We start from the raw sequence: 17736 nt of genomic DNA on the forward strand, positions 1-17736 counted from the left end.
CGGCTTCCACTGCCGCTGCGCGTCAGTGGAAGCTGTCGCCGCAGGCGCACGAGCCGCCCGCGTTCGGGTTGTCGATGGTGAAGCCCTGGGCGTCGATGCGGTCGGCGAAGTCGACGGTGGCGCCCGCGAGGTACGGCGCGCTCATCCGGTCGACGACGACCTCGACACCGCCGAAGTCCTTGACGATGTCACCGTCGAGCTCGCGCTCGTCGAAGAAGAGCTGGTAGCGCAGGCCGGAGCAGCCACCGGGCTGAACGGCGACCCGCAGCCGGAGGTCGTCGCGACCCTCCTGCTCCAGCAGAGCCTTGACCTTGCCGGCCGCTACCTCGGTGAGGTTGATGCCGGTGGCGTCGTCCGTCTTGATGTCGGGCGTCGAGATGTCGGGCGTCGTCACGAGGTGCTCCCAAGCGGTGAAGTGCTGATTATCCTTCGACGTAACGCTAGCGCGCCGGGGTTTGATTCCCCAGAGCGCCTCACGGGCTATCCGCCCAGTGTGGTGTTGATGACTTCGCGGTGCGTGGGCCGCGCCGCGGCGTGCCGTTCCCGCCCGGCCTCGGTGGGGTGCACGAACACCCCGCGCCGGTCGGACGCGCACAGCTTGCGCTCGACCAGCCCGTCCTTCTCCAGGCGGGCGACCGTGCGCGACAGCGCGCTCTGGCTGAGGTGGATCTGCTCGCCGAGCTCCTGCATCCGCAGGCCGGTGCAGTCTTGGGCGCCGACCAGCCGGTCCAGCACCTCGAACTCGCTCATGCCGAGCTGATGCCGGTCCTGCAGTGCGCTCTCCAGCGCGCAGGAGAGCGCCGCGTACTGCCGGGACAGCTCTCGCCACGCCTTCACGGCCACCTCGTCGGGCATGACCGGAGCCTAACATGCAGGTGCAGTAAATGTGAACGCATTTTATGCTTGCGCATTCAATGCACATGCAACTAACGTACCCGGCATGTCTTCCACCGCGACGCTGTCGCCCCCTTCACCTGCCCCCTCCTCACCGACCCCCGCGGACCAGCGCTGGACCCCGCGGCTGTGGGGCACGCTGCTGGTGCTGTGCGCGGTGCTCTTCCTCGACGGCCTCGACATCTCGATGGTCGGCGTCACCCTGCCCGCCATCCAGAACGACCTCGGCCTGTCCACCGCGACGCTGCAGTGGATCGTCAGCGGCTACGTGCTCGGCTACGGCGGACTGCTCCTGCTCGGCGGGCGCACCGCCGACCTGCTCGGCCGCCGCCGGGTGCTGCTGATCGCCCTGGCCGTCTTCGCGGCCGCGTCCGTGCTCGGCGGCCTGGTCGAGGACGGCACGCTGCTCATCGCGACGCGGTTCGTCAAGGGCCTGGCCGCGGCGTTCACCGCGCCGGCCGGGCTGTCCATCCTGACCACGACCTTCCCCGAGGGGCCGGTGCGCAACCGGGCGCTGGGCATCTACACCGTCTTCGGGGCCAGCGGCTTCTCCTCCGGCCTGATCCTGGGCGGGCTGCTCACCGAGATCGACTGGCGGGTGACCTTCCTGCTGCCCGCCCCGCTGGCACTGATCGCCCTGGTCGCCGGGATGCGGCTGCTGCCGCGCGACGGCGTGCGCAACCCCGGCGGCTACGACGTGCTCGGCGCGGTCACCTCCACCGGCGCACTGCTGCTGCTGGTGTTCACGGTCGTCAACGCCCCCGAGGCGGGCTGGACCTCGCTGCGCACCCTCGGCTCGCTGGCCGTGGTCGCGGCGCTCGCCGCCGCCTTCGTCGTGGCCGAGCGCACCGTGGCGCATCCGCTGGTGCGGCTGGGCATCTTCGCCAACCGCAGCCTGGTGCGGGCCGACCTCACCGCGATGGCCGTCTCCGGCGGCTACCTGAGCTTCCAGTTCATCGTCGCGCTGTACCTGCAGAACGTGCTGGAGTGGTCGCCGCTGCAGATGGCGCTGTCGCTGCTGCCCGCCGGGATCATCGTGGCGAGTTCCGGCCCGGTGGTCGGCCGGCTGATCACGCGATACGGCACCCGGCGGCTGATCGCGCTGGGCATGGTGGCGTTCGTCGCCGCGTACGCCCTGTTCCTGCGGGCCGGGCCGGAGCCGGAGTTCCTCACCGTGATCCTGCCGACCGCGCTGCTGCTGGGCCTGGGCTTCGCGCTGTCCTTCTCCGCCCTGAACGTGCAGGCGACCAACGGCGTCGCCGACGACGAGCAGGGGCTGGCCTCCGGGCTGGTGCAGAGCTCGTTCCAGGTCGGCGGGGCGGTCGCGCTGGCCGTCACGTCGGCGGTGGTCGGCGGCGGGGCGATCGTGCCGGGCCGCCTGCCGGACACGTTCCTGCTCGCCATCGCCGTGGTCACTGCCATCTCCCTGCTCGGCCTGCTCGCCGCCGTGGTGGGCCGGGCCGACCGCACGTCCGCGCCCGACGCCGAGGATCGCCTCCTCGCGACGGAGAGCGCGGCCTGAACCACGTCCCCACTCAGAGAGGAACCGCGTATGCGCGCACTGCTGGCCGACCGCTCGGCACCCGCCGGGCTGCGGATCGGCGACGCCCCGGACCCTGTGCCGACGGCGCAGGAGGCGCTGGTCGAGGTCAAGGCGATCGCGTTCAACTACGGCGACGTGTCCCACGTCCGCGACCTGTCCGACGGGGCGGTCAGCGGCTGGGACGCGGCCGGCGTGGTGGCCGCCGCCGCGGCTGACGGCTCCGGCCCGCCGGTCGGCACCCGGGTGGTGACGTTCGGCCCCGGCCCCGCCTGGGCCACCCTGCGCGCCGTGCCCACCGGGGAACTCGCGGTGCTGCCCGACGAGGTCGACTTCGGCGCAGCCGCCGCTCTGCCCGTGGCGGGGATCACCGCGCTGAGCGCGCTGCGGCGGCTCGGCCCGCTGCTCGACCGGCGAGTCGTGATCACCGGCGCGGCGGGCGGTGTCGGGCGGTTCGCCGTCCAGCTCGGGGCGCTGGCCGGGGCGCACGTCATCGCGGTGGCCGGCCGGCCCGAGCGAGCCAAGGGCCTGCGCGAGCTGGGGGCTGCCGAGGTCGTCTTCTCGCTCGACGAGATCACTGAGCCGGTGCACGGGGCGCTTGACAACGTGGGCGGCCCGGACCTGGCCGCACTGTGGGAGCTGCTGGCCGTCGACGGGGCGGTGATCTCGATCGGGGCGGCGTCCGGCGAGCCGACGGTGTTCCCGGCGTACTCCACCATCGGGCGGCGTCGGCGGCTGGAGTCGTTCATCGGCAGTGTCGCCGGCGGCAACGGCCCGGACCTGGCGTACCTGGTCGGCCTGATCGCCGCCGGCCGTCTGGACCCGCAGATCGGCTGGCGCGGCGGCTGGGACCGGGCCGCCGAAGCAGCCGAAGCCCTCCTGTCCCGCAACGTCAACGGCAAGGCCGTCCTCGACGTCGCCTGACGAAGATGGGAAGGGCGCCTTCTACACGGACGTCCGTGAAGAAGGCGCCCTTCCTTCGCCTCGGGCTAGCGGGACCACTGGCCGGCGAGGCGGGCGGCGATCTCGCGCAGGCCCCGCGCGGCCTCGCCGAGCGCCAGCTCCACACTCCCGAAGTGGTCCACCAGGGCGTACGCCTCGGTGACCCCCGCCGCGCCCTGCTCGCGCCGGCCGGTGGTGACCCGGCCCGCCAGGACCACGCAGGGCACGCCCAGGTCACGGGCCGCGCCGGCCAGGCCGGAGATGGCCTTGCCGCGTAGGGACTGGTGGTCGAACGAGCCCTCCCCGGTGATCACCAGGTCCACGTTCTCCAGCACCTCGTCCAGGCCCGTCAGCTCGCGGACCAGGTCGATGCCGGAGGCCACCGTGCCGCCCAGCGCCAGGATCGCCGCGCCGAGCCCGCCCGCGGCGCCGCCGCCGGGCAGCTCCGACAGCTTCGCCGGGCACCCGGGCAGCTCCCGCTCCAGCACCGCGGCCCAGTTCGCCAGCGCGGCGTCGAGCAGCGTCACGTCCTGCGGGGTGGCCCCCTTCTGCGGGCCGTACACCGCGGACGCGCCGTGCAGGCCGGTCAGCGGGTTGTCGACGTCCGTGGCGGCGATCAGCTCGACGCCGGCCGGGAGCAGTCCGGCCCCGGTCGGCCCGTTGCCCGCGCCGTGCACGCCACTGGATCCGCCCGCACCGGGTGTGCCGTCGGCGGCATCCGCGCCGCGTTCGGCAGAACGGCTGAGGGCGAGCGAGGCGCAGGCGGTCAGGGCCGCGCCGCCGGGGGCCAGCGGCTCGCCCGCGGCGTCCAGGCCGACCGCGCCCAGCGCGGCGAGCAGCCCCGCGCCGCCGTCGTTGGTGGCGGAGCCGCCCAGCCCGATCACCACGCGCCGGGCGCCGTGCGACACCGCGGCCTCGATCAGCGCGCCCAGGCCGTACGAGGAGGTGGTCCTCGGGTCCCGCTCCCCCGGCTCGACCAGGTGCAGGCCGCAGGCCTGGGCGCTCTCCACGTACGCGGTGCGCGCCCCGTCGCCGCCCAGCAGCAGCGTGCCGAGGACCGGGCGGCCCAGCGGGTCGGTCGTGTCGACCTCGACCAGTTCCCCGCCGATCGAGGCGTGCAGCACCTCGACGAAGCCCGGACCGCCGTCGGCGATGGGGCGGGAGATCAGCTCGTCCGCCGGGGCGGTCTGGTGCCAGCCGGCGGCGACGGCCTGCGCCGCCTCCACCGCGGTGAGCGTGCCGGCGAACTTGTCGGGACAGATCAACACTCGCATGGGCTGCACGATAGTGACCCGCCCCGCACGCGTGGACGACCGGCGGGGCGCGTCCCACGCCCGGCGCCGCGTGGGGCAGGCCACAGCCGCGCAGGCGAGCCTGCCGTGCCGGGTTGGTGCGACTATGGGACACGTGACTGCTCCCGTACTGCTGCTGCTCGGCCGCGGCAAGGACTCGAACTCCGAACGCGGCGTCGACTGTCCGGGCGACCTGCCCGCGCCCAGCGACCCCGGGCTGGTCGAGCGTGCCGCCGCCGCCAAGGCCGCGCTCGGTGACCGGGTCTTCGTCCTCGGCCACCACTACCAGCGCGACGAGGTCATCCAGTTCGCCGACGTGACCGGCGACTCGTTCAAGCTGGCCCGCGAGGCCGCGGCCCGGCCCGACGCCGAGTTCATCGTGTTCTGCGGCGTGCACTTCATGGCCGAGTCGGCCGACATCCTCACCACCGAGTCCCAGCGCGTGGTCCTGCCGGACCTGGCCGCGGGCTGCTCCATGGCCGACATGGCCGTGCTGGAGCAGGTCGAGCAGTGCTGGGACCTGCTGAGCGACCTCGGCATCGCGGATTCCGTGGTGCCCGTCACCTACATGAACTCCTCCGCCGACATCAAGGGCTTCGTCGGCCGCAACGGCGGCGTCGTCTGCACCTCCTCCAACGCCAAGCGCGCGCTGGACTGGGCGTACGCCCAGGGTGAGAAGGTCCTGTTCCTGCCGGACCAGCACCTGGGCCGCAACACGGCGGTGCTGGAGATGGGCTACTCGCTCGACGACTGCGTGCTCTACGACCCGCACAAGCCGAACGGCGGCCTGACCGACCAGCAGCTGCGCGACGCCAAGATGATCCTGTGGCGCGGGCACTGCTCGGTGCACGGCCGGTTCACCCTGGAGAACGTGCTGGCCATGCGCGAGCAGGTGCCGGGCGTCAACATCCTGGTGCACCCGGAGTGCCGCCACGAGGTGGTCACCGAGGCCGACTACGTGGGCTCGACGGAGTACATCATCAAGAAGCTGGAGGCGGCCGAGCCCGGCTCCGCGTGGGCCGTCGGCACCGAGCTGAACCTGGTCCGGCGGCTGGCCGCAGCCCACCCGGACAAGCAGGTCATGTTCCTGGAGAAGACGGTCTGCTACTGCTCCACGATGAACCGCATCGATCTGCCGCACCTGGTCTGGGCGCTGGAGGAGCTGGTCGCCGGGCGGGTGCCCAACCAGATCACGGTCGATCCCGACACCGCCCACCACGCGCGGGTGGCCTTGGACCAGATGCTGGCACTGCCGTAGGCGGTTGGCTACGCTGAGTACGAGCACCGCGTCCGAATCGCGGTGCTCGTACTCATTTAAGCTTCCCGTGTTTCGTCACACATCACGCAGCGCTATGCTGCCGGGGTTTGCTTTTCACTCGCGCCACACCCAGGAGGTCGCCTTGTCGGACGACGTGCTCATCGTCAGCGGAGGTAGCCCGCTCAAGGGCGAGGTGCGGGTTCGCGGGGCCAAGAATCTGGTCTCCAAAGCCATGGTCGCCACCGTGCTGGGTGAGAGTCCGAGCCGCATGTACGACGTCCCGCGCATCCGCGACGTGGAGATCGTGCGCGGCCTGCTGGAGCTGCACGGCGTCAAGGTGACCAACGGCGACCTCGACGGCGAGCTGCGCTTCGACCCGTCCAACGTCGAACGCGCCGGTGTCGACGAGATCAACGTGCACGCCGGCTCCAGCCGCATCCCGATCCTGCTGTGCGGCCCGCTGCTGCACCGGCTCGGCCACGCGTTCATCCCCGACCTGGGCGGCTGCCACATCGGCCCGCGCCCCATCGACTACCACCTGGAGGCGCTGCGGCGCTTCGGTGCGCACGTCGAGAAGACCCCGGAAGGCCTGCACCTGTCCGCCCCGGACGGCCTGCACGGCATCAAGTACGAGCTGGACTACCCGTCGGTCGGCGCGACCGAGCAGATCCTGCTCACCGCCGTGCGCGCCGAGGGCGTCACCGAGCTGAGCAACGCCGCGGTCGAGCCCGAGATCATCGACCTCATCTGCATCCTGCAGAAGATGGGCGCGATCATCAAGGTGCACACCAACCGGGTGATCGAGATCCAGGGCGTGCCCCGCCTCGGCGGGTTCTCACACCGCCCCATCCCGGACCGCATCGAGGCCGCCAGCTGGGCCTCGGCCGCGCTGGCCACCCGCGGCGACATCACCGTCAAGGGCGCCCGCCAGGCCGACATGACCACGTACCTCAACGTGTTCCGGTCCATCGGCGGCGAGTTCGAGATCGACGACAACCCGGTCGACGGCGGCATCCGCTTCTGGCACCCCGGCGGCGACCTGCGCCCCGTCGCGCTGGAGACCGACGTGCACCCCGGCTTCATGACCGACTGGCAGCAGCCGCTGGTCGTGGCGCTGACCCAGGCCAACGGCCTGTCCGTGGTGCACGAGACGGTGTACGAGAAGCGCTTCGGCTACACCAGCGCCCTCAACCAGATGGGCGCGCACATCCAGGTCTTCCAGGACTGCCTCGGCGGCACCCCGTGCCGGTTCGGCCGGATGGGCTTCCGCCACAGCGCCGTCATCGCCGGCCCGGCCAAGCTGCACGCCACCGACCTGATCATCCCGGACCTGCGGGCGGGCTTCAGCCACCTCATCGCGGCGCTGGCCGCCGAGGGCACCTCCCGGGTGCACGGCGTCGACCTGATCAACCGCGGCTACGAGGACTTCGAGGCCAAGCTCGCCAACCTCGGCGCCACCGTCTCCCGCTGACCCGCTGCCCCACCCGCCACGCGGCCCGCGCCGCTCGGCAACCCCGTTTCATAGACGTTGGCCTATCTGGTTGAGAATGATCTCAGTTTTCTCATCCAGATAGGCCAACGTCTATTTTGTAGCGCGGCAGCGCGGCGCGGCGGCGCGGCGCGGCGTGGGTGTGGGAGTCGCGCCGGGCGCGGTGGGTGAGGTTGGGGCGGGCGGGGCTGGTGGGGACGGGTGCGAGCGGTTGCTCACAGGTCGCCACGCGGTGGACGTCGGGTGCGGCCGCGGGTCGGCTACCCTTGCTGCGTGCCGTTGTTCTCCCGCAAGACCACTGACGTTCCCGCCGAGGCCTCGGCCTCCGAGCCCGAGGGCTCGGAGATCGTGCGCGCGTCGCGCTCGTACACGCCCGCCAAGGGCAAGGCGACGCCGAAGCGCACCGAGGCCCAGCGCCGCAAGGCCGAGCCGCCGCCGGCGAACCGCCGCGAGGCGCTCAAGCGCGCCCGCGAGAAGTCGCGGGCCGACCGGGCCGAGTCCATGGCCGGCATGAAGGCGGGCGACGAGCGCTTCCTGCTGCCCCGGGACAAGGGACCGGAGCGGCGGCTGGTGCGCGACTACGTCGACTCCCGGCGTACCGTCGGCACCTGGTTCTTCGGCGGCGCCTTCCTGATCTTCTTCCTGATCCAGGTCCGCGATCCGCGCATCGCGGCGGCCGCGAACATCATCTGGCTGCTGCTGGCGCTGGCCGTGGTCGTGGACAGCTTCTTCATCTGCCGGAAGATCAAGAAGCTGATCAAGGAGAACTACCCCAAGACCACCCAGCGCATGGGCTCGCTTTACATGTACGCGGTCATGCGCGGGATCACCTTCCGCCGCATGCGGATGCCGAACCCGCAGGTCAAGATCGGTGACCCGGTCGTCCCCACCAAGGCCTAGGACATCTGTCCTGCCGGAGTCGGGATCGCCGGATCTGCCCGGCCGTCCCGGCTCCGCCTAGCGTCGGACGCATGACGGAAGCGGTGCGGCTGCAAGCGGTCGCGAAGAACTACGGCCCCGTGAGGGCGGTGGACGGCATCGACCTGTCCATCGCCCGCGGCCAGACGGTGGCGCTGCTCGGCCCCAACGGAGCAGGCAAGTCCACCACCATCAACATGCTGCTCGGCCTGCTGGAGCCGACGGACGGCACGGTGCAGGTGTTCGGCGGCAGCCCCGCCGAGGCGGTGCGGGCCGGCAAGGTCGGCGCGATGCTGCAGGAGTCGGGCTTCGCCGCCAACGCCACCGTACGGGAGCTGGTCGAGCTCGCCCGCGCGCTGTACCGCGACCCGCTGCCCACCGCGGAGATCCTGGCCACGGCCGACCTCGCCGAGCTGGCCGGACGCCGCCTCGACAAGCTCTCCGGCGGCCAGACGCAGCGGGTGCGCTTCGCGTTCGCCCTGGCCGGCAACCCTGAACTGCTCGTGCTGGACGAGCCGACCGCCGCCCTGGACGTGGAGAGCCGCCAGGCGTTCTGGGCGGCCATGCGCCGCTACGCCGCCACCGGCCGCACGGTGCTGTTCGCGACGCACTACCTCGAGGAGGCCGACGACTTCGCCGACCGGGTGATCGTGATCGCGCGGGGCCGGGTCGTCGCCGACGGCAGCGGAGCCGACATCAAGCAGCTCACCGGCGGGCGTACGGTCAGCTTCGACCGCGCAGGGGCCGACCCGGACCGGCTGCGCGGCCTGCCCGGCGTCGTCGAGGTGGAGCTGCGCGGCGAGCGCGCCCTGCTGCGCTGCGACGACTCCGACCGCACCGTGCAGGCCCTGCTGTCCGACGGGCAGCCCTGGCGCAACCTGGAGATCACCGGCGCAGGCCTCGAAGAGGCCTTCCTGTCCCTGACCGCGACCGCAGGCAAGGAGTGACCGTGCGCGCCTATCTCGTCTTCGAACTGCGCCGCCTGATCCGCGAGCCGCGCATGGCCGTCTTCACCGTCGTGCTGCCGGTGCTGATCTACACCATCAGCAGCGGCAGCAACGAGGAAGCCGGTCAGGTCGGCGGCGTTGACGTCGCCGCGTACCTCATGGTCAGCATGGCCGCGTACGGCGCGCTGGTCGGCGCGCTGTCGGTCGGCATCTCGGTGTCCCAGGAACGTGCCTCCGGCTGGCTGCGCCAGCTGCGGATCACGCCGCTGTCCCCCGCCCAGGTGGTCGCCGTGAAGGCGCTGCTGGCCTCGCTGCTGGCGATCCCGCCGGTGGTCTCGGTCGGCGCGGTCGCCGCGTTCGCGCACGGCGTGTCGTTCAGCGCCGGGCAGTGGGCCGCACTGGTCGTGCTGATGTGGCTGGGCAGCCTGCCCTTCGCCGCGTTCGGGCTGGCGCTGGGCTTCACCCTGCCGCCGCAGCTGACCCAGCCGGTGAGCATGCTGGGCGTGTTCGGCCTGGCGTTCCTCGGCGGGCTGTTCGTGCCGGTCGCCGTGATGCCGCACCTGCTCGCGTCGATCGCCGTCTGGCTGCCCAGCAACCGCTTCGCCGAGCTGGGCTGGTCCGTGGTCGCCGGGCAGGCCCCGCCCGCCGGCGGGGTCGCCATCCTGGCCGCCTGGGCACTGATCTTCGGCGGGCTCGCGGCGTGGGCGTACCGGCGCTCGGCGGCGCTGCGGTGATGTCGCGGTTCCTGGACGGCCTGAGCCGGGCGGGCGCGACCTCGTCGCACCCGCCCGGGTCGGCCGCCTCCCGCGAGGCCAAGCGCCGAGGGCAGCGCCGCGGCGCGGTGTTCGCCGCGCTGTGGCTGTGGCCGATGGCCCCCGCGATCCATGCCGTGCTGGTCGGCCAGGTTTTCGCGCCGGTGGCGGCCGGTCTCGGGCTGGCCGCCTTCATCACGCTCTACCTGTACGTCGTGGTGCAGGGCTTCAGCACCACGAACCAGCCGGGCCTGCGCAACCAGGCCCTGCTCGCGCTGGTCACCGTCCTCGGGGTGGCGCTCGCGGCGGCGTACGGCGGGCAGCCGGGCGGATGGCTGGGACTGGTGCTGTACCTGGCCGCCGCCGGGGTGGCGCTCTACCCCCTGCCCGTGGCCTACCTCTGGCTGGCCGCGATGGTCGCGGTGCAGGTCGGGCTGGGTCTGCTGCACGGCGAGCCGGGCCGGGAGATCGGCGAATCGGTCTTCAACACGATCATGGCGGGCGCACTGATCATGGTGGTACGCCGGATGATGCGCCTCATCCGCGAGCTGAGCGCGACCCGGGAGGAGCTGGCCCGCGCCGCCGTCGAGGGCGAGCGCCTGCGTTTCGCCCGCGACCTGCACGACCTGCTCGGCCACAGCCTGTCCCTGATCGTCGTCAAGGCCGAGGTGGTACGCCGCACCGCCGAGCGCGACGCGGCCGCCGCCGCCCGGGAGGCGGGCGAGATCGAGCAGATCGGGCGCACCGCGCTGGCCGAGGTACGCCAGGCCGTCAGCGGATACCGCGCCCGCGCCTTCGCCGCCGAACTGGCCACCGCCGGGGCGGCGCTGTCCGACGCGGGCATCGAGCCCACCGTGCGGACCACGGCCGAACCACTGCCGTCCGCCGTCGACGACGCCTTCGCCTGGGCGGTCCGCGAGGCCGCCACCAACGTGATCCGGCACAGCGGAGCGGGCTCGTGCGTGATCGCGCTCAGCCGCACCGACCACTGGCAGCTGGAGGTACGCGACGACGGCCGCGGCATCCCGGCGGAGGCCGCCCCCGGCAACGGCCTACGCGGCCTGGCTGAACGGCTGGCCCTGGTCGGCGGCACGCTGTCGACCGTGGACCTGTCCGGCGGCGGCTTCGTGCTGCGCGCCACCGCGCCCGCGGGCGGCCCCGCATGATCCGCCGCCGTGCTCGCCGCGGGTCTGCTGTGCCGCGGGCGGCGGGTGCGCCCGTGCCGATCGGAGGCGGCGCGTGATCCGGGTGCTGCTCGCCGAGGATCAGGGCATGATGCGTGGCGCGCTGGCGCTGCTGCTCGGCCTGGAACCCGACATCGAGGTGGTGGCCCAGGTCGGCCGGGGCGACGAGGTGGCCGCTGCCGCTGCCGCGGCGTCGCCCGACGTGGCGCTGCTCGACATCGAGATGCCCGGCCTGTCCGGCCTGGACGCCGCCGCGCAGCTGCGGGCCGCCGCGCCGGAGTGCAAGGTGCTGATCCTGACCACCTTCGGCCGGCCGGGTTACCTGCGCCGGGCCATGGACGCCGGAGCGCGCGGCTTCCTGGTCAAGGACGGCCCCGTCGAGGAGCTGGCCGAGGCGGTCCGCCGGGTGCTCGCCGGGCAGACCGTCATCGACCCCGCGCTGGCGGCCGCCGCCCTGGCCGCCGGCCCCAACCCGCTCACCGAACGCGAGCGCGAGGTGCTGGCCAGCGCCGCCGACGGAGCGACCATCGCCGACCTGGCCGTCCGCCTGCACCTGTCCGAAAGCACCGTCCGCAACTACCTCTCCGCCGCCATCGGCAAAACCGGCACCCGCAACCGCATGGAAGCCATCCAAACCGCCCGCACCCAGGGCTGGCTCTGACCCCGGCGCGATGGGTCGATCATGACTTGCGGGCGTGTTCGACGGCGTGTCGCAACCCTGCCACCGTGCTCGATCCGGAACCGGGTCGGCGGCCGTAGAGCGCGGTCAGGGTAGACCGGCGAGGCGGAGCAGGGCGGCGGTGACGGCGGCCGCGACCACGACCACCACGAACGGGGCCTTGCGCCAGGCGAGGACCGCGCCGACCAGCACGCCCAGCGGGCGGGCGACACCGACGGACAGCCGTCCCGCCTCCGTGAACACCGCGGTGGCGACCAGTGCGGCGAGCAGTGTCGTGGCGGCGATCGGCAGCAGATGGCGCAGCCGTTCGGGCAGCACCAGGCGGTCGTGCAGCAGCACCCCGGCGATCCGGGTCGCGTAGGTGCCCACGGCCAGCGCGAGCACCACCAGCAGCATCGTCACCGCGACCCCCGCTGCGCCCGAGTCTCCACTGCCGTAGACGCGGCCTCGATCACGGGGACAGGCGGCGCGCCCTGATCGCCGGACTCCGCGTCGACCGGGACGCCGGTCGGCCCCGCTTCGCTCGGGTTACCCGCCGACCCCGCTGCGTCCGGGATACCAGCCGTCCCCGCTTCGCTCGGGCTACCCGCCGACCCCACTGCGGCCGGGACACCAGCCGTCCCCGCGTCGCCCGGTACCTCGGCGGGGCGCGCGGGCGGGGTGGGCAGCAGCACGGCGGCACCGACGCCGAGCAGCGCGGCCAGCACCGGCAGGCCCGCCGGAAGCAGCGGCGTCGCGGCCACGGCGAGCAGTGAACCGGCGATCGCGGCGGCGCGGGTGGCCCGGTCGCGCAACGACGGCAGCAGCAGGGCCAGCAGGCCCGCCGGGAACGCGGCGTCGAGCCCGTACACGGCGGGGTCGCCGACCGCACTGCCCAGCAGGACGCCGATCAGCGTGCCGATGTTCCAGGTCACGAAGATGGTCACGCCGACGGTCCAGAACGCCCGGCCGCGGCGCTCGGGGTGGCGCTCGGCCAGCGCGAAGGCCGTGCTCTCGTCGATCACCAGGTGCGCCCCGGTGAACCGGGCCAGCCTGCTCCGGCCGATCGCCGGCCCGACCGCCAGCCCGAACGGCAGATGGCGCGCGTTGATCAGCATGCCGCCGACCACCGCCGCGATCGGGCTGCCGGTCATCAACGCGACCGCGAGGAACTGCGAGCCACCGGCGAAGACCAGCACCGACATGGCCGCGGGCACCCAGGCGGGCAGGCCCGAGGCCACCGCGATCGCGCCGAACGACAGGCCGATGACGCCGACCGCCGCGCCGATCGCGGCCGCGTCGCGCCACAGCCGGGCTTCGCGCCCGTCCGCCTGCCGCATGCTGGTAATCACCTCAAGACGTTCCGTCAGTTACCACCACGGTAACGCCGCCGGGCGGCACCCCGGACGACCGCCCGCGCGCCGCCCATCCTGTGGACGCCCGCTGACCAGCCCCGTCCCCCACCCGCCCGCTTCCCACCGCCGACCCGGGCGGCCGGGCCGGGCCGGTCCGGCGCAAGATCGCTGTTTCGGGTCGGAAAGTGAGGTCAGGCCGCAGGTTTTGACACGAAACAGCGATCTTGACGGCGGCGAGGGTGGGGGTGAGGGTGAGGGCAGCGCGTGTCCGCGGGCCTCAGGCGGAGGTGAGGGCGGCGGGGCGGGACGGCACTGCGGTGGGCGCGGCGTCGGCGCGGTCCGCGGCGCGTACCGCACGGCGCAGGCCCGGTGCGACCAGCGCGGCCAGCAGCAGGCCCAGCACCGCGGCGGCCAGGGGAACCGCGAACGCACCGCGGTAGCCGTACGCGTCGGCGAGGCGGCCCGCGACGGCCGCGCCCAGCGACACCCCCGCGACCACGCCACTGGCCAGCAGCGTCATCACCATGCCCGCGCGGCGCGGCGGGCACAGCCGGCCTGCCAGGGCGTATCCGGAGATCAGGTACGGCGCGGCGGTCACGCCGAGCACGACCACGGCGGCCAGGGCGGTGACCGTGGAGTGCGCGAGCAGTAGTGCGGCGGTGCCCGCGACCAGCGCCGCGGCCGACCAGAGGTACCGGGTGACCGGGCCGAGCGACTCCGGCAGCCAGGCCACGGCGAGCCCGGCGACGGCGCTGCCGACACCCAGCACGGCATAGATCAGACCGGCCGAGCCGGGCGAGCCGATCGAGTCGGCGAAGGCGGTCACGCCGGTCTGCGTCGCCCCGAACACGACGCCGATCACCGACATGGCCGCGACCAGCGCCGCCACCCGCGCGAACGGCATCCGCCCGGCGGCGTCGGCCCGCTCGACGGCTTCGGCCCGCCCGGCGGCGTCCACACGCGGCGCGGAACCGGCCTCGGCGCCGGCTCGGCGAGCTCCGCCGACCGGTCGAACTCCACCGGTGGGGCGAGCGCCCGACGCGGACTCGACGCGCGGAGCGCGCAGCACGACCCGCGGAGCGCGCAGCACGACCCGCGGAGCGCGCAGCACGACGCGCGGAGCGCGCAGCACGGGCGGCACGGTGCGGTGCAGCGCGAACGGCACCGCGGCCAGGACCGTCAGCACGGACGCCACCAGCAGCGGCGCGCCCGCCCAGCCGGACAGCACCAGGATGCCGACCAGCGCCGGGCCGGCCAGGAACGAGGCCTCGTCGACGGCGCCCTCGTACGCCATCGCGGTGGGCAGTTGCCGTTGCTGTCCGCGGTCGCCGAGCAGCACCGCCCAGCGCACCCGTACGAGCGGGCCGACCTGGGGCATGGCGAATCCGGCGAGCGCCGCTAGCGGCAGCACCGCGCCGGACCGGCCGCCGGTGACGGCGAGCACGAGGGCGGCGTACGCGGCGGCGTCGACGGCGGCCGTGGCGAGGCCGACGGCGCGCTGGCCGAAACGGTCGGCGAGCGTCCCGGCGACGGGGCCGCCGAGCGCAGCCCCGATGCCGAACGCGGCGGCGGCCAGTCCTGCGGTGCCGTAGCTGCCGGTGGCCGCGACGACGAGGGTGATCACGCCGAGCGGGCCCATGGCGGCGGGCAGGCGGGCGAGGAAGGCGAGCACGAGGAACCAGGGTCCGGTGATCCGGACGAGGTCACGATAGGTGGCACGGGCGGGCATGATTCGGCACTCCGGGTACGACGCGGTTGATGCGCGCCGTCCCACCCAACCAGCGTGCCCCTTGCGGCCCTGTGCGTCGCCCAGTGTAACCAGCCAAGATCCGCTTCCGGTAGCGGATGTCACCAGCAGCACAGCCGGCGGCCTGTTAAGAAGGTGCCCTTGCTCTACGAAAACCGTTAAGAAGGTGCCCTTCCTTCGGAGCGGTAGAGGCGGGCGATGACTTCTTCGATTTCGGGTTCGGTTACGGAGAGGTCGCGGAGGCCGCCGAGGGCGGACAGCGCGGAGACCAGGGTGCCGACGGAGGCGGTGCCGTCGAGGGTGAAGGTCAGCCGCGGGCCGGTGGCGGCGGCGAGGTATACGCCGGGCAGGGCGGGCAGGGTGGCCGGTGGCGCGTCGAATTCCACGGTCACCCGGCGCTGCGAGCCGTAGCGGGCGTGCAGGGCGTCGATGCCGCCGTCGTGCACCACGCGGCCGTGGTCGATGACGACGATGCGCCGGCACAGCCGCTCGATGTCGGCCAGGTCGTGCGTGGTCAGCACGATCGTCGTGTCGCCGGACTCGCCCAGCTCGGCCAGGAAGCCGCGGACCGCCTGCTTGCTCACCACGTCGAGGCCGATGGTCGGCTCGTCGAGGAACAGCACCTCTGGGCCGTGCAGCAGGGCCGCGGTCAGCTCGCCGCGCATGCGCTGGCCCAGCGAGAGCTGGCGCACCGGGGTGTCCAGGAACGGATCGAGTTCGAGCAGGCCGCGGCAGCGGCGCAGGCGGACGGCGTGCTCGGCGGCGGGCACCCGGTAGATGTGGCGCAGCAGCTCGTACGAGTCGCGCAGCGGCAGGTCCCACCACAGCTGCGAGCGCTGCCCGAACACCACGCCGATGCGCCGGGCCAGCAGGATGCGCTGCGGCACCGGGGTCAGCCCGCACACGGAGACCGCGCCGCCGGACGGGTTCAGCACCCCGGTGAGCATCTTCAGCGTCGTGGACTTGCCCGCGCCGTTGGGCCCGAGGTAGCCGAGCAGCTCGCCGCGCTGCACGATCAGGTCGACGCCGTCGACCGCGGCGACCTCCCGGCGTTCGCGCCGCAGCAGGCTCTTGCGCACCCGCACGGTGAAGTCCTTGCGCAACCCGTGCGCCTCGATCACGTTCACGCCGCCTGCCTCCCGTTCGCGTTCATGAGCCGGTGCTGCGGTAGTGGCGTACGCCGGTGCGCCAGACCAGGGCGGCCAGGGCGGCGGCGACGGCGGCCAGCACCGGGCTGCACCAGCCCAGCCAGGCCGGGCTGCCCAAGGGGTCGGTTCGGTCCAGCAGGATCAGCGCCGGGTAGTACGCCACGAAGCCGAAGCCCAGCCCGAAGGCGAGCAGGTGGCGGAACCAGCCGCCGTAGACCGTCATCGGGTACGAGGTGAAGTCGCGCCCGCCGTAGGTCAGCGCCGCGCTCAGCTCGCCGGAGTCCACCCACCAGAACGCCACGGTGGCGGTGGCCACGAAGAACGCGCTGAAGAACACCGCCCCGGCCACCGGTGTGAGCACGAGGAGCAGGAGGTTGGCGGGGGTGGCCGGCACCCCGGCCAGGCGCACCGCGACCACCAGCACCGCCACGCCGGAGACCACTCGGCCCAGCCGCCGCACGCCGACGTCGAGCACCAGCAGCTGCCACAGCACGCCCAGCGGGCGGATCAGGACCGCGTCGAGCAGCCCGGTGCGCACGTGGCGCTGCATCTTGTCGATGTTGCCGACGGCCAGGTCGGCCAGCGAGAAGCCCAGCGACGACAGGGCGAACACGAGCAGCGCGTCGGTCAGCGAGAACCCGGCCAGCACCGGCACCCGGTGGAAGACGACCAGCACGGTGAGCAGGTCGGCGCCGAGGAAGACGACGTTGGAGAACAGATCGAGGGCGAAGCTCACCCGGTACGACGCCTGCGAGCGCACCTGCGCGGCGACCAGCCGCCGGTAGATCGCCGCGGTCGACGGCTCAGCCACCCTGCACCACCAGCCGCCGCTCGGCCCGTCGCTGCACGAGCACGCAGGCTGTGAACAGCAGCCCGGCCCACAGCGCCTGGAGCCCGAGCAGGGCCAGCTGCCCGGTCGGCGGGTCCCGTTCGACCAGCACGTCGAGCGGGACCTGCAGCAGCGACGGGAACGGCGTGCCCAGGTAGACGGCGGTGGCGAGCCCGTCGGGCAGGAATCGGATCGGGAAGTACAGGCCGCCGAGCATGCCCGCGCAGACGGCCCAGCCCATCAGCACACCACGGGTGTCCAGCAGCCAGTAGCCGGCCGCGTTGACCAGGTAGCGCCCGGCGAAGCAGACCAGCACGGCGAGCAGCACCGACACCGCGAACATGGGGTAGGTGGCGGCCCGCTGCGGCAGGTACATGTCGAACGCGAGCGCGCCGACCACGACCGGCACGACGAACCGGGTGAGCATGGCGTACGCCGCCCGGCCCAGGTCGGGCAGCAGGTAGCCGAGCACCGGGTGCACCGGGCGCAGCAGGTCGGTGACCACGTCGCCGGAGCGGATCCGGTCGGCCAGGTCGGTCCAGCCCCACATCGCCACCACGCCGATCAGGCCCTGCCCGGCCCACACGTAGGTGACCAGTTGCGGGGCGTCGTAGCCCGCGGCCTGCCCGCCGAGCGCCACCGCGGAGCCGGCCACGGCCAGCATGACGTAGGTGCGCACGAAGCCGAACATGGTGTTGGTGATGGTGGCCGCCACGGTCGCCTGGCGATATGTGGAGAACCTCCGGAATCCGGATGCACCTAATGTCCGGAAAAGCCCTGCCG

Annotated in this window: 18 protein-coding genes; 9 read left to right on the top strand and 9 right to left on the bottom strand. The window is 73.2% G+C overall.

Features of this window, described 5'->3' with window-relative positions; all coding sequences use genetic code 11:
* Positions 1-22: 22 nt before the first annotated feature.
* Both F6W97_RS26445 and F6W97_RS26450 read right to left on the bottom strand, forming a co-directional pair.
* Positions 23-379 carry a HesB/IscA family protein gene (locus F6W97_RS26445; protein ID WP_155373517.1) on the bottom strand — a complete coding sequence of 119 codons (357 nt, stop codon included), beginning with the start codon at positions 377-379 and terminating at the stop codon, positions 23-25.
* Between the two features lie 101 nt (positions 380-480).
* Positions 481-855 carry a MarR family winged helix-turn-helix transcriptional regulator gene (locus tag F6W97_RS26450; protein WP_155373223.1) on the bottom strand — a complete coding sequence of 125 codons (375 nt, stop codon included), beginning with the start codon at positions 853-855 and terminating at the stop codon, positions 481-483.
* A gap of 85 nt (positions 856-940) precedes the next feature.
* On the opposite strand from F6W97_RS26450, the gene F6W97_RS26455 reads away from it, so the two are divergent.
* Positions 941-2416, top strand: a complete 1476-nt coding sequence (locus F6W97_RS26455; RefSeq protein WP_155373224.1) for an MFS transporter — start codon at positions 941-943, stop codon at positions 2414-2416.
* Positions 2417-2446: 30 nt separating this feature from the next.
* Positions 2447-3358, top strand: coding sequence for a zinc-binding dehydrogenase (locus tag F6W97_RS26460; RefSeq protein ID WP_155373225.1), 912 nt, complete (start codon positions 2447-2449; stop codon positions 3356-3358).
* 65 nt (positions 3359-3423) lie between these two features.
* On the opposite strand, the gene F6W97_RS26465 is transcribed toward F6W97_RS26460, so the two are convergent.
* On the bottom strand, positions 3424-4650 hold the full coding sequence (locus F6W97_RS26465) for a glycerate kinase family protein (RefSeq protein WP_155373226.1): 1227 nt from the start codon (positions 4648-4650) through the stop codon (positions 3424-3426).
* A gap of 124 nt (positions 4651-4774) precedes the next feature.
* Here F6W97_RS26465 and nadA point away from each other — a divergent pair, with 124 nt between their 5' ends.
* From nadA to F6W97_RS26500, 7 genes are all read left to right on the top strand, one after another.
* Positions 4775-5926, top strand: coding sequence for a quinolinate synthase NadA (nadA, locus tag F6W97_RS26470; RefSeq protein ID WP_155373227.1), 1152 nt, complete (start codon positions 4775-4777; stop codon positions 5924-5926).
* A 142-nt stretch (positions 5927-6068) separates the two neighbouring features.
* Positions 6069-7397: a UDP-N-acetylglucosamine 1-carboxyvinyltransferase gene (murA, locus tag F6W97_RS26475; protein WP_155373228.1), complete on the top strand. Its 1329-nt coding sequence runs from the start codon at positions 6069-6071 to the stop codon at positions 7395-7397.
* A 291-nt stretch (positions 7398-7688) separates the two neighbouring features.
* Positions 7689-8315 carry a DUF3043 domain-containing protein gene (locus F6W97_RS26480; RefSeq protein ID WP_155373229.1) on the top strand — a complete coding sequence of 209 codons (627 nt, stop codon included), beginning with the start codon at positions 7689-7691 and terminating at the stop codon, positions 8313-8315.
* Between the two features lie 71 nt (positions 8316-8386).
* Positions 8387-9280, top strand: a complete 894-nt coding sequence (locus tag F6W97_RS26485) for an ABC transporter ATP-binding protein (protein WP_155373230.1) — start codon at positions 8387-8389, stop codon at positions 9278-9280.
* Positions 9281-9282: 2 nt separating this feature from the next.
* The gene (locus F6W97_RS26490; RefSeq protein ID WP_155373231.1) at positions 9283-10014 is read left to right on the top strand and encodes an ABC transporter permease; all 732 of its coding nucleotides are present in this window, start codon (positions 9283-9285) and stop codon (positions 10012-10014) included.
* Complete coding sequence (locus F6W97_RS26495; RefSeq protein WP_155373232.1) at positions 9981-11198, top strand: sensor histidine kinase; 1218 nt, start codon at positions 9981-9983, stop codon at positions 11196-11198. Before F6W97_RS26490 ends, F6W97_RS26495 begins: the two co-directional genes overlap by 34 nt.
* Before the next feature lie 73 nt (positions 11199-11271).
* Complete coding sequence (locus F6W97_RS26500) at positions 11272-11877, top strand: response regulator transcription factor (RefSeq protein WP_155373233.1); 606 nt, start codon at positions 11272-11274, stop codon at positions 11875-11877.
* Between the two features lie 105 nt (positions 11878-11982).
* On the opposite strand, the gene F6W97_RS26505 is transcribed toward F6W97_RS26500, so the two are convergent.
* The 6 genes from F6W97_RS26505 to F6W97_RS26530 all read right to left on the bottom strand — a co-directional run bounded on the left by F6W97_RS26505 (position 11983) and on the right by F6W97_RS26530 (position 17668).
* On the bottom strand, positions 11983-12291 hold the full coding sequence (locus tag F6W97_RS26505) for an AzlD domain-containing protein (protein ID WP_155373518.1): 309 nt from the start codon (positions 12289-12291) through the stop codon (positions 11983-11985).
* A 2-nt stretch (positions 12292-12293) separates the two neighbouring features.
* Entirely contained in the window at positions 12294-13214 is a 921-nt protein-coding gene (locus F6W97_RS26510) for an AzlC family ABC transporter permease (RefSeq protein WP_155373234.1), read from the bottom strand.
* 292 nt (positions 13215-13506) lie between these two features.
* A complete protein-coding gene (locus F6W97_RS26515; RefSeq protein WP_155373235.1) occupies positions 13507-14958 on the bottom strand; it encodes an MFS transporter in 1452 nt (483 codons plus the stop codon).
* A gap of 176 nt (positions 14959-15134) precedes the next feature.
* On the bottom strand, positions 15135-16103 hold the full coding sequence (locus F6W97_RS26520; RefSeq protein WP_155373236.1) for an ABC transporter ATP-binding protein: 969 nt from the start codon (positions 16101-16103) through the stop codon (positions 15135-15137).
* Positions 16104-16125: 22 nt separating this feature from the next.
* The gene (locus F6W97_RS26525; protein WP_155373237.1) at positions 16126-16935 is read right to left on the bottom strand and encodes an ABC transporter permease; all 810 of its coding nucleotides are present in this window, start codon (positions 16933-16935) and stop codon (positions 16126-16128) included.
* Complete coding sequence (locus F6W97_RS26530; RefSeq protein WP_230687006.1) at positions 16928-17668, bottom strand: ABC transporter permease; 741 nt, start codon at positions 17666-17668, stop codon at positions 16928-16930. Before F6W97_RS26530 ends, F6W97_RS26525 begins: the two co-directional genes overlap by 8 nt.
* Positions 17669-17736 lie beyond the last annotated feature (68 nt).

It is taken from the genome of Catellatospora vulcania, from assembly GCF_009720385.1.
Taxonomy (GTDB): Bacteria; Actinomycetota; Actinomycetes; order Mycobacteriales; family Micromonosporaceae; genus Catellatospora; species Catellatospora vulcania.

Excerpts from the sequence above, each read along its gene's own strand:
- F6W97_RS26510 (WP_155373234.1), bottom strand. The coding sequence starts at position 13,214 with ATGCGGCAGGCGGACGGGCGCGAAGCCCGGCTGTGGCGCGACGCGGCC.
- F6W97_RS26485 (WP_155373230.1), top strand. The coding sequence starts at position 8,387 with ATGACGGAAGCGGTGCGGCTGCAAGCGGTCGCGAAGAACTACGGCCCC.
- F6W97_RS26515 (WP_155373235.1), bottom strand. The coding sequence starts at position 14,958 with ATGCCCGCCCGTGCCACCTATCGTGACCTCGTCCGGATCACCGGACCC.
- F6W97_RS26465 (WP_155373226.1), bottom strand. The coding sequence starts at position 4,650 with ATGCGAGTGTTGATCTGTCCCGACAAGTTCGCCGGCACGCTCACCGCG.
- F6W97_RS26455 (WP_155373224.1), top strand. The coding sequence starts at position 941 with ATGTCTTCCACCGCGACGCTGTCGCCCCCTTCACCTGCCCCCTCCTCA.
- F6W97_RS26505 (WP_155373518.1), bottom strand. The coding sequence starts at position 12,291 with ATGCTGCTGGTGGTGCTCGCGCTGGCCGTGGGCACCTACGCGACCCGG.
- F6W97_RS26460 (WP_155373225.1), top strand. The coding sequence starts at position 2,447 with ATGCGCGCACTGCTGGCCGACCGCTCGGCACCCGCCGGGCTGCGGATC.
- nadA (WP_155373227.1), top strand. The coding sequence starts at position 4,775 with ATGGGACACGTGACTGCTCCCGTACTGCTGCTGCTCGGCCGCGGCAAG.
- F6W97_RS26450 (WP_155373223.1), bottom strand. The coding sequence starts at position 855 with ATGCCCGACGAGGTGGCCGTGAAGGCGTGGCGAGAGCTGTCCCGGCAG.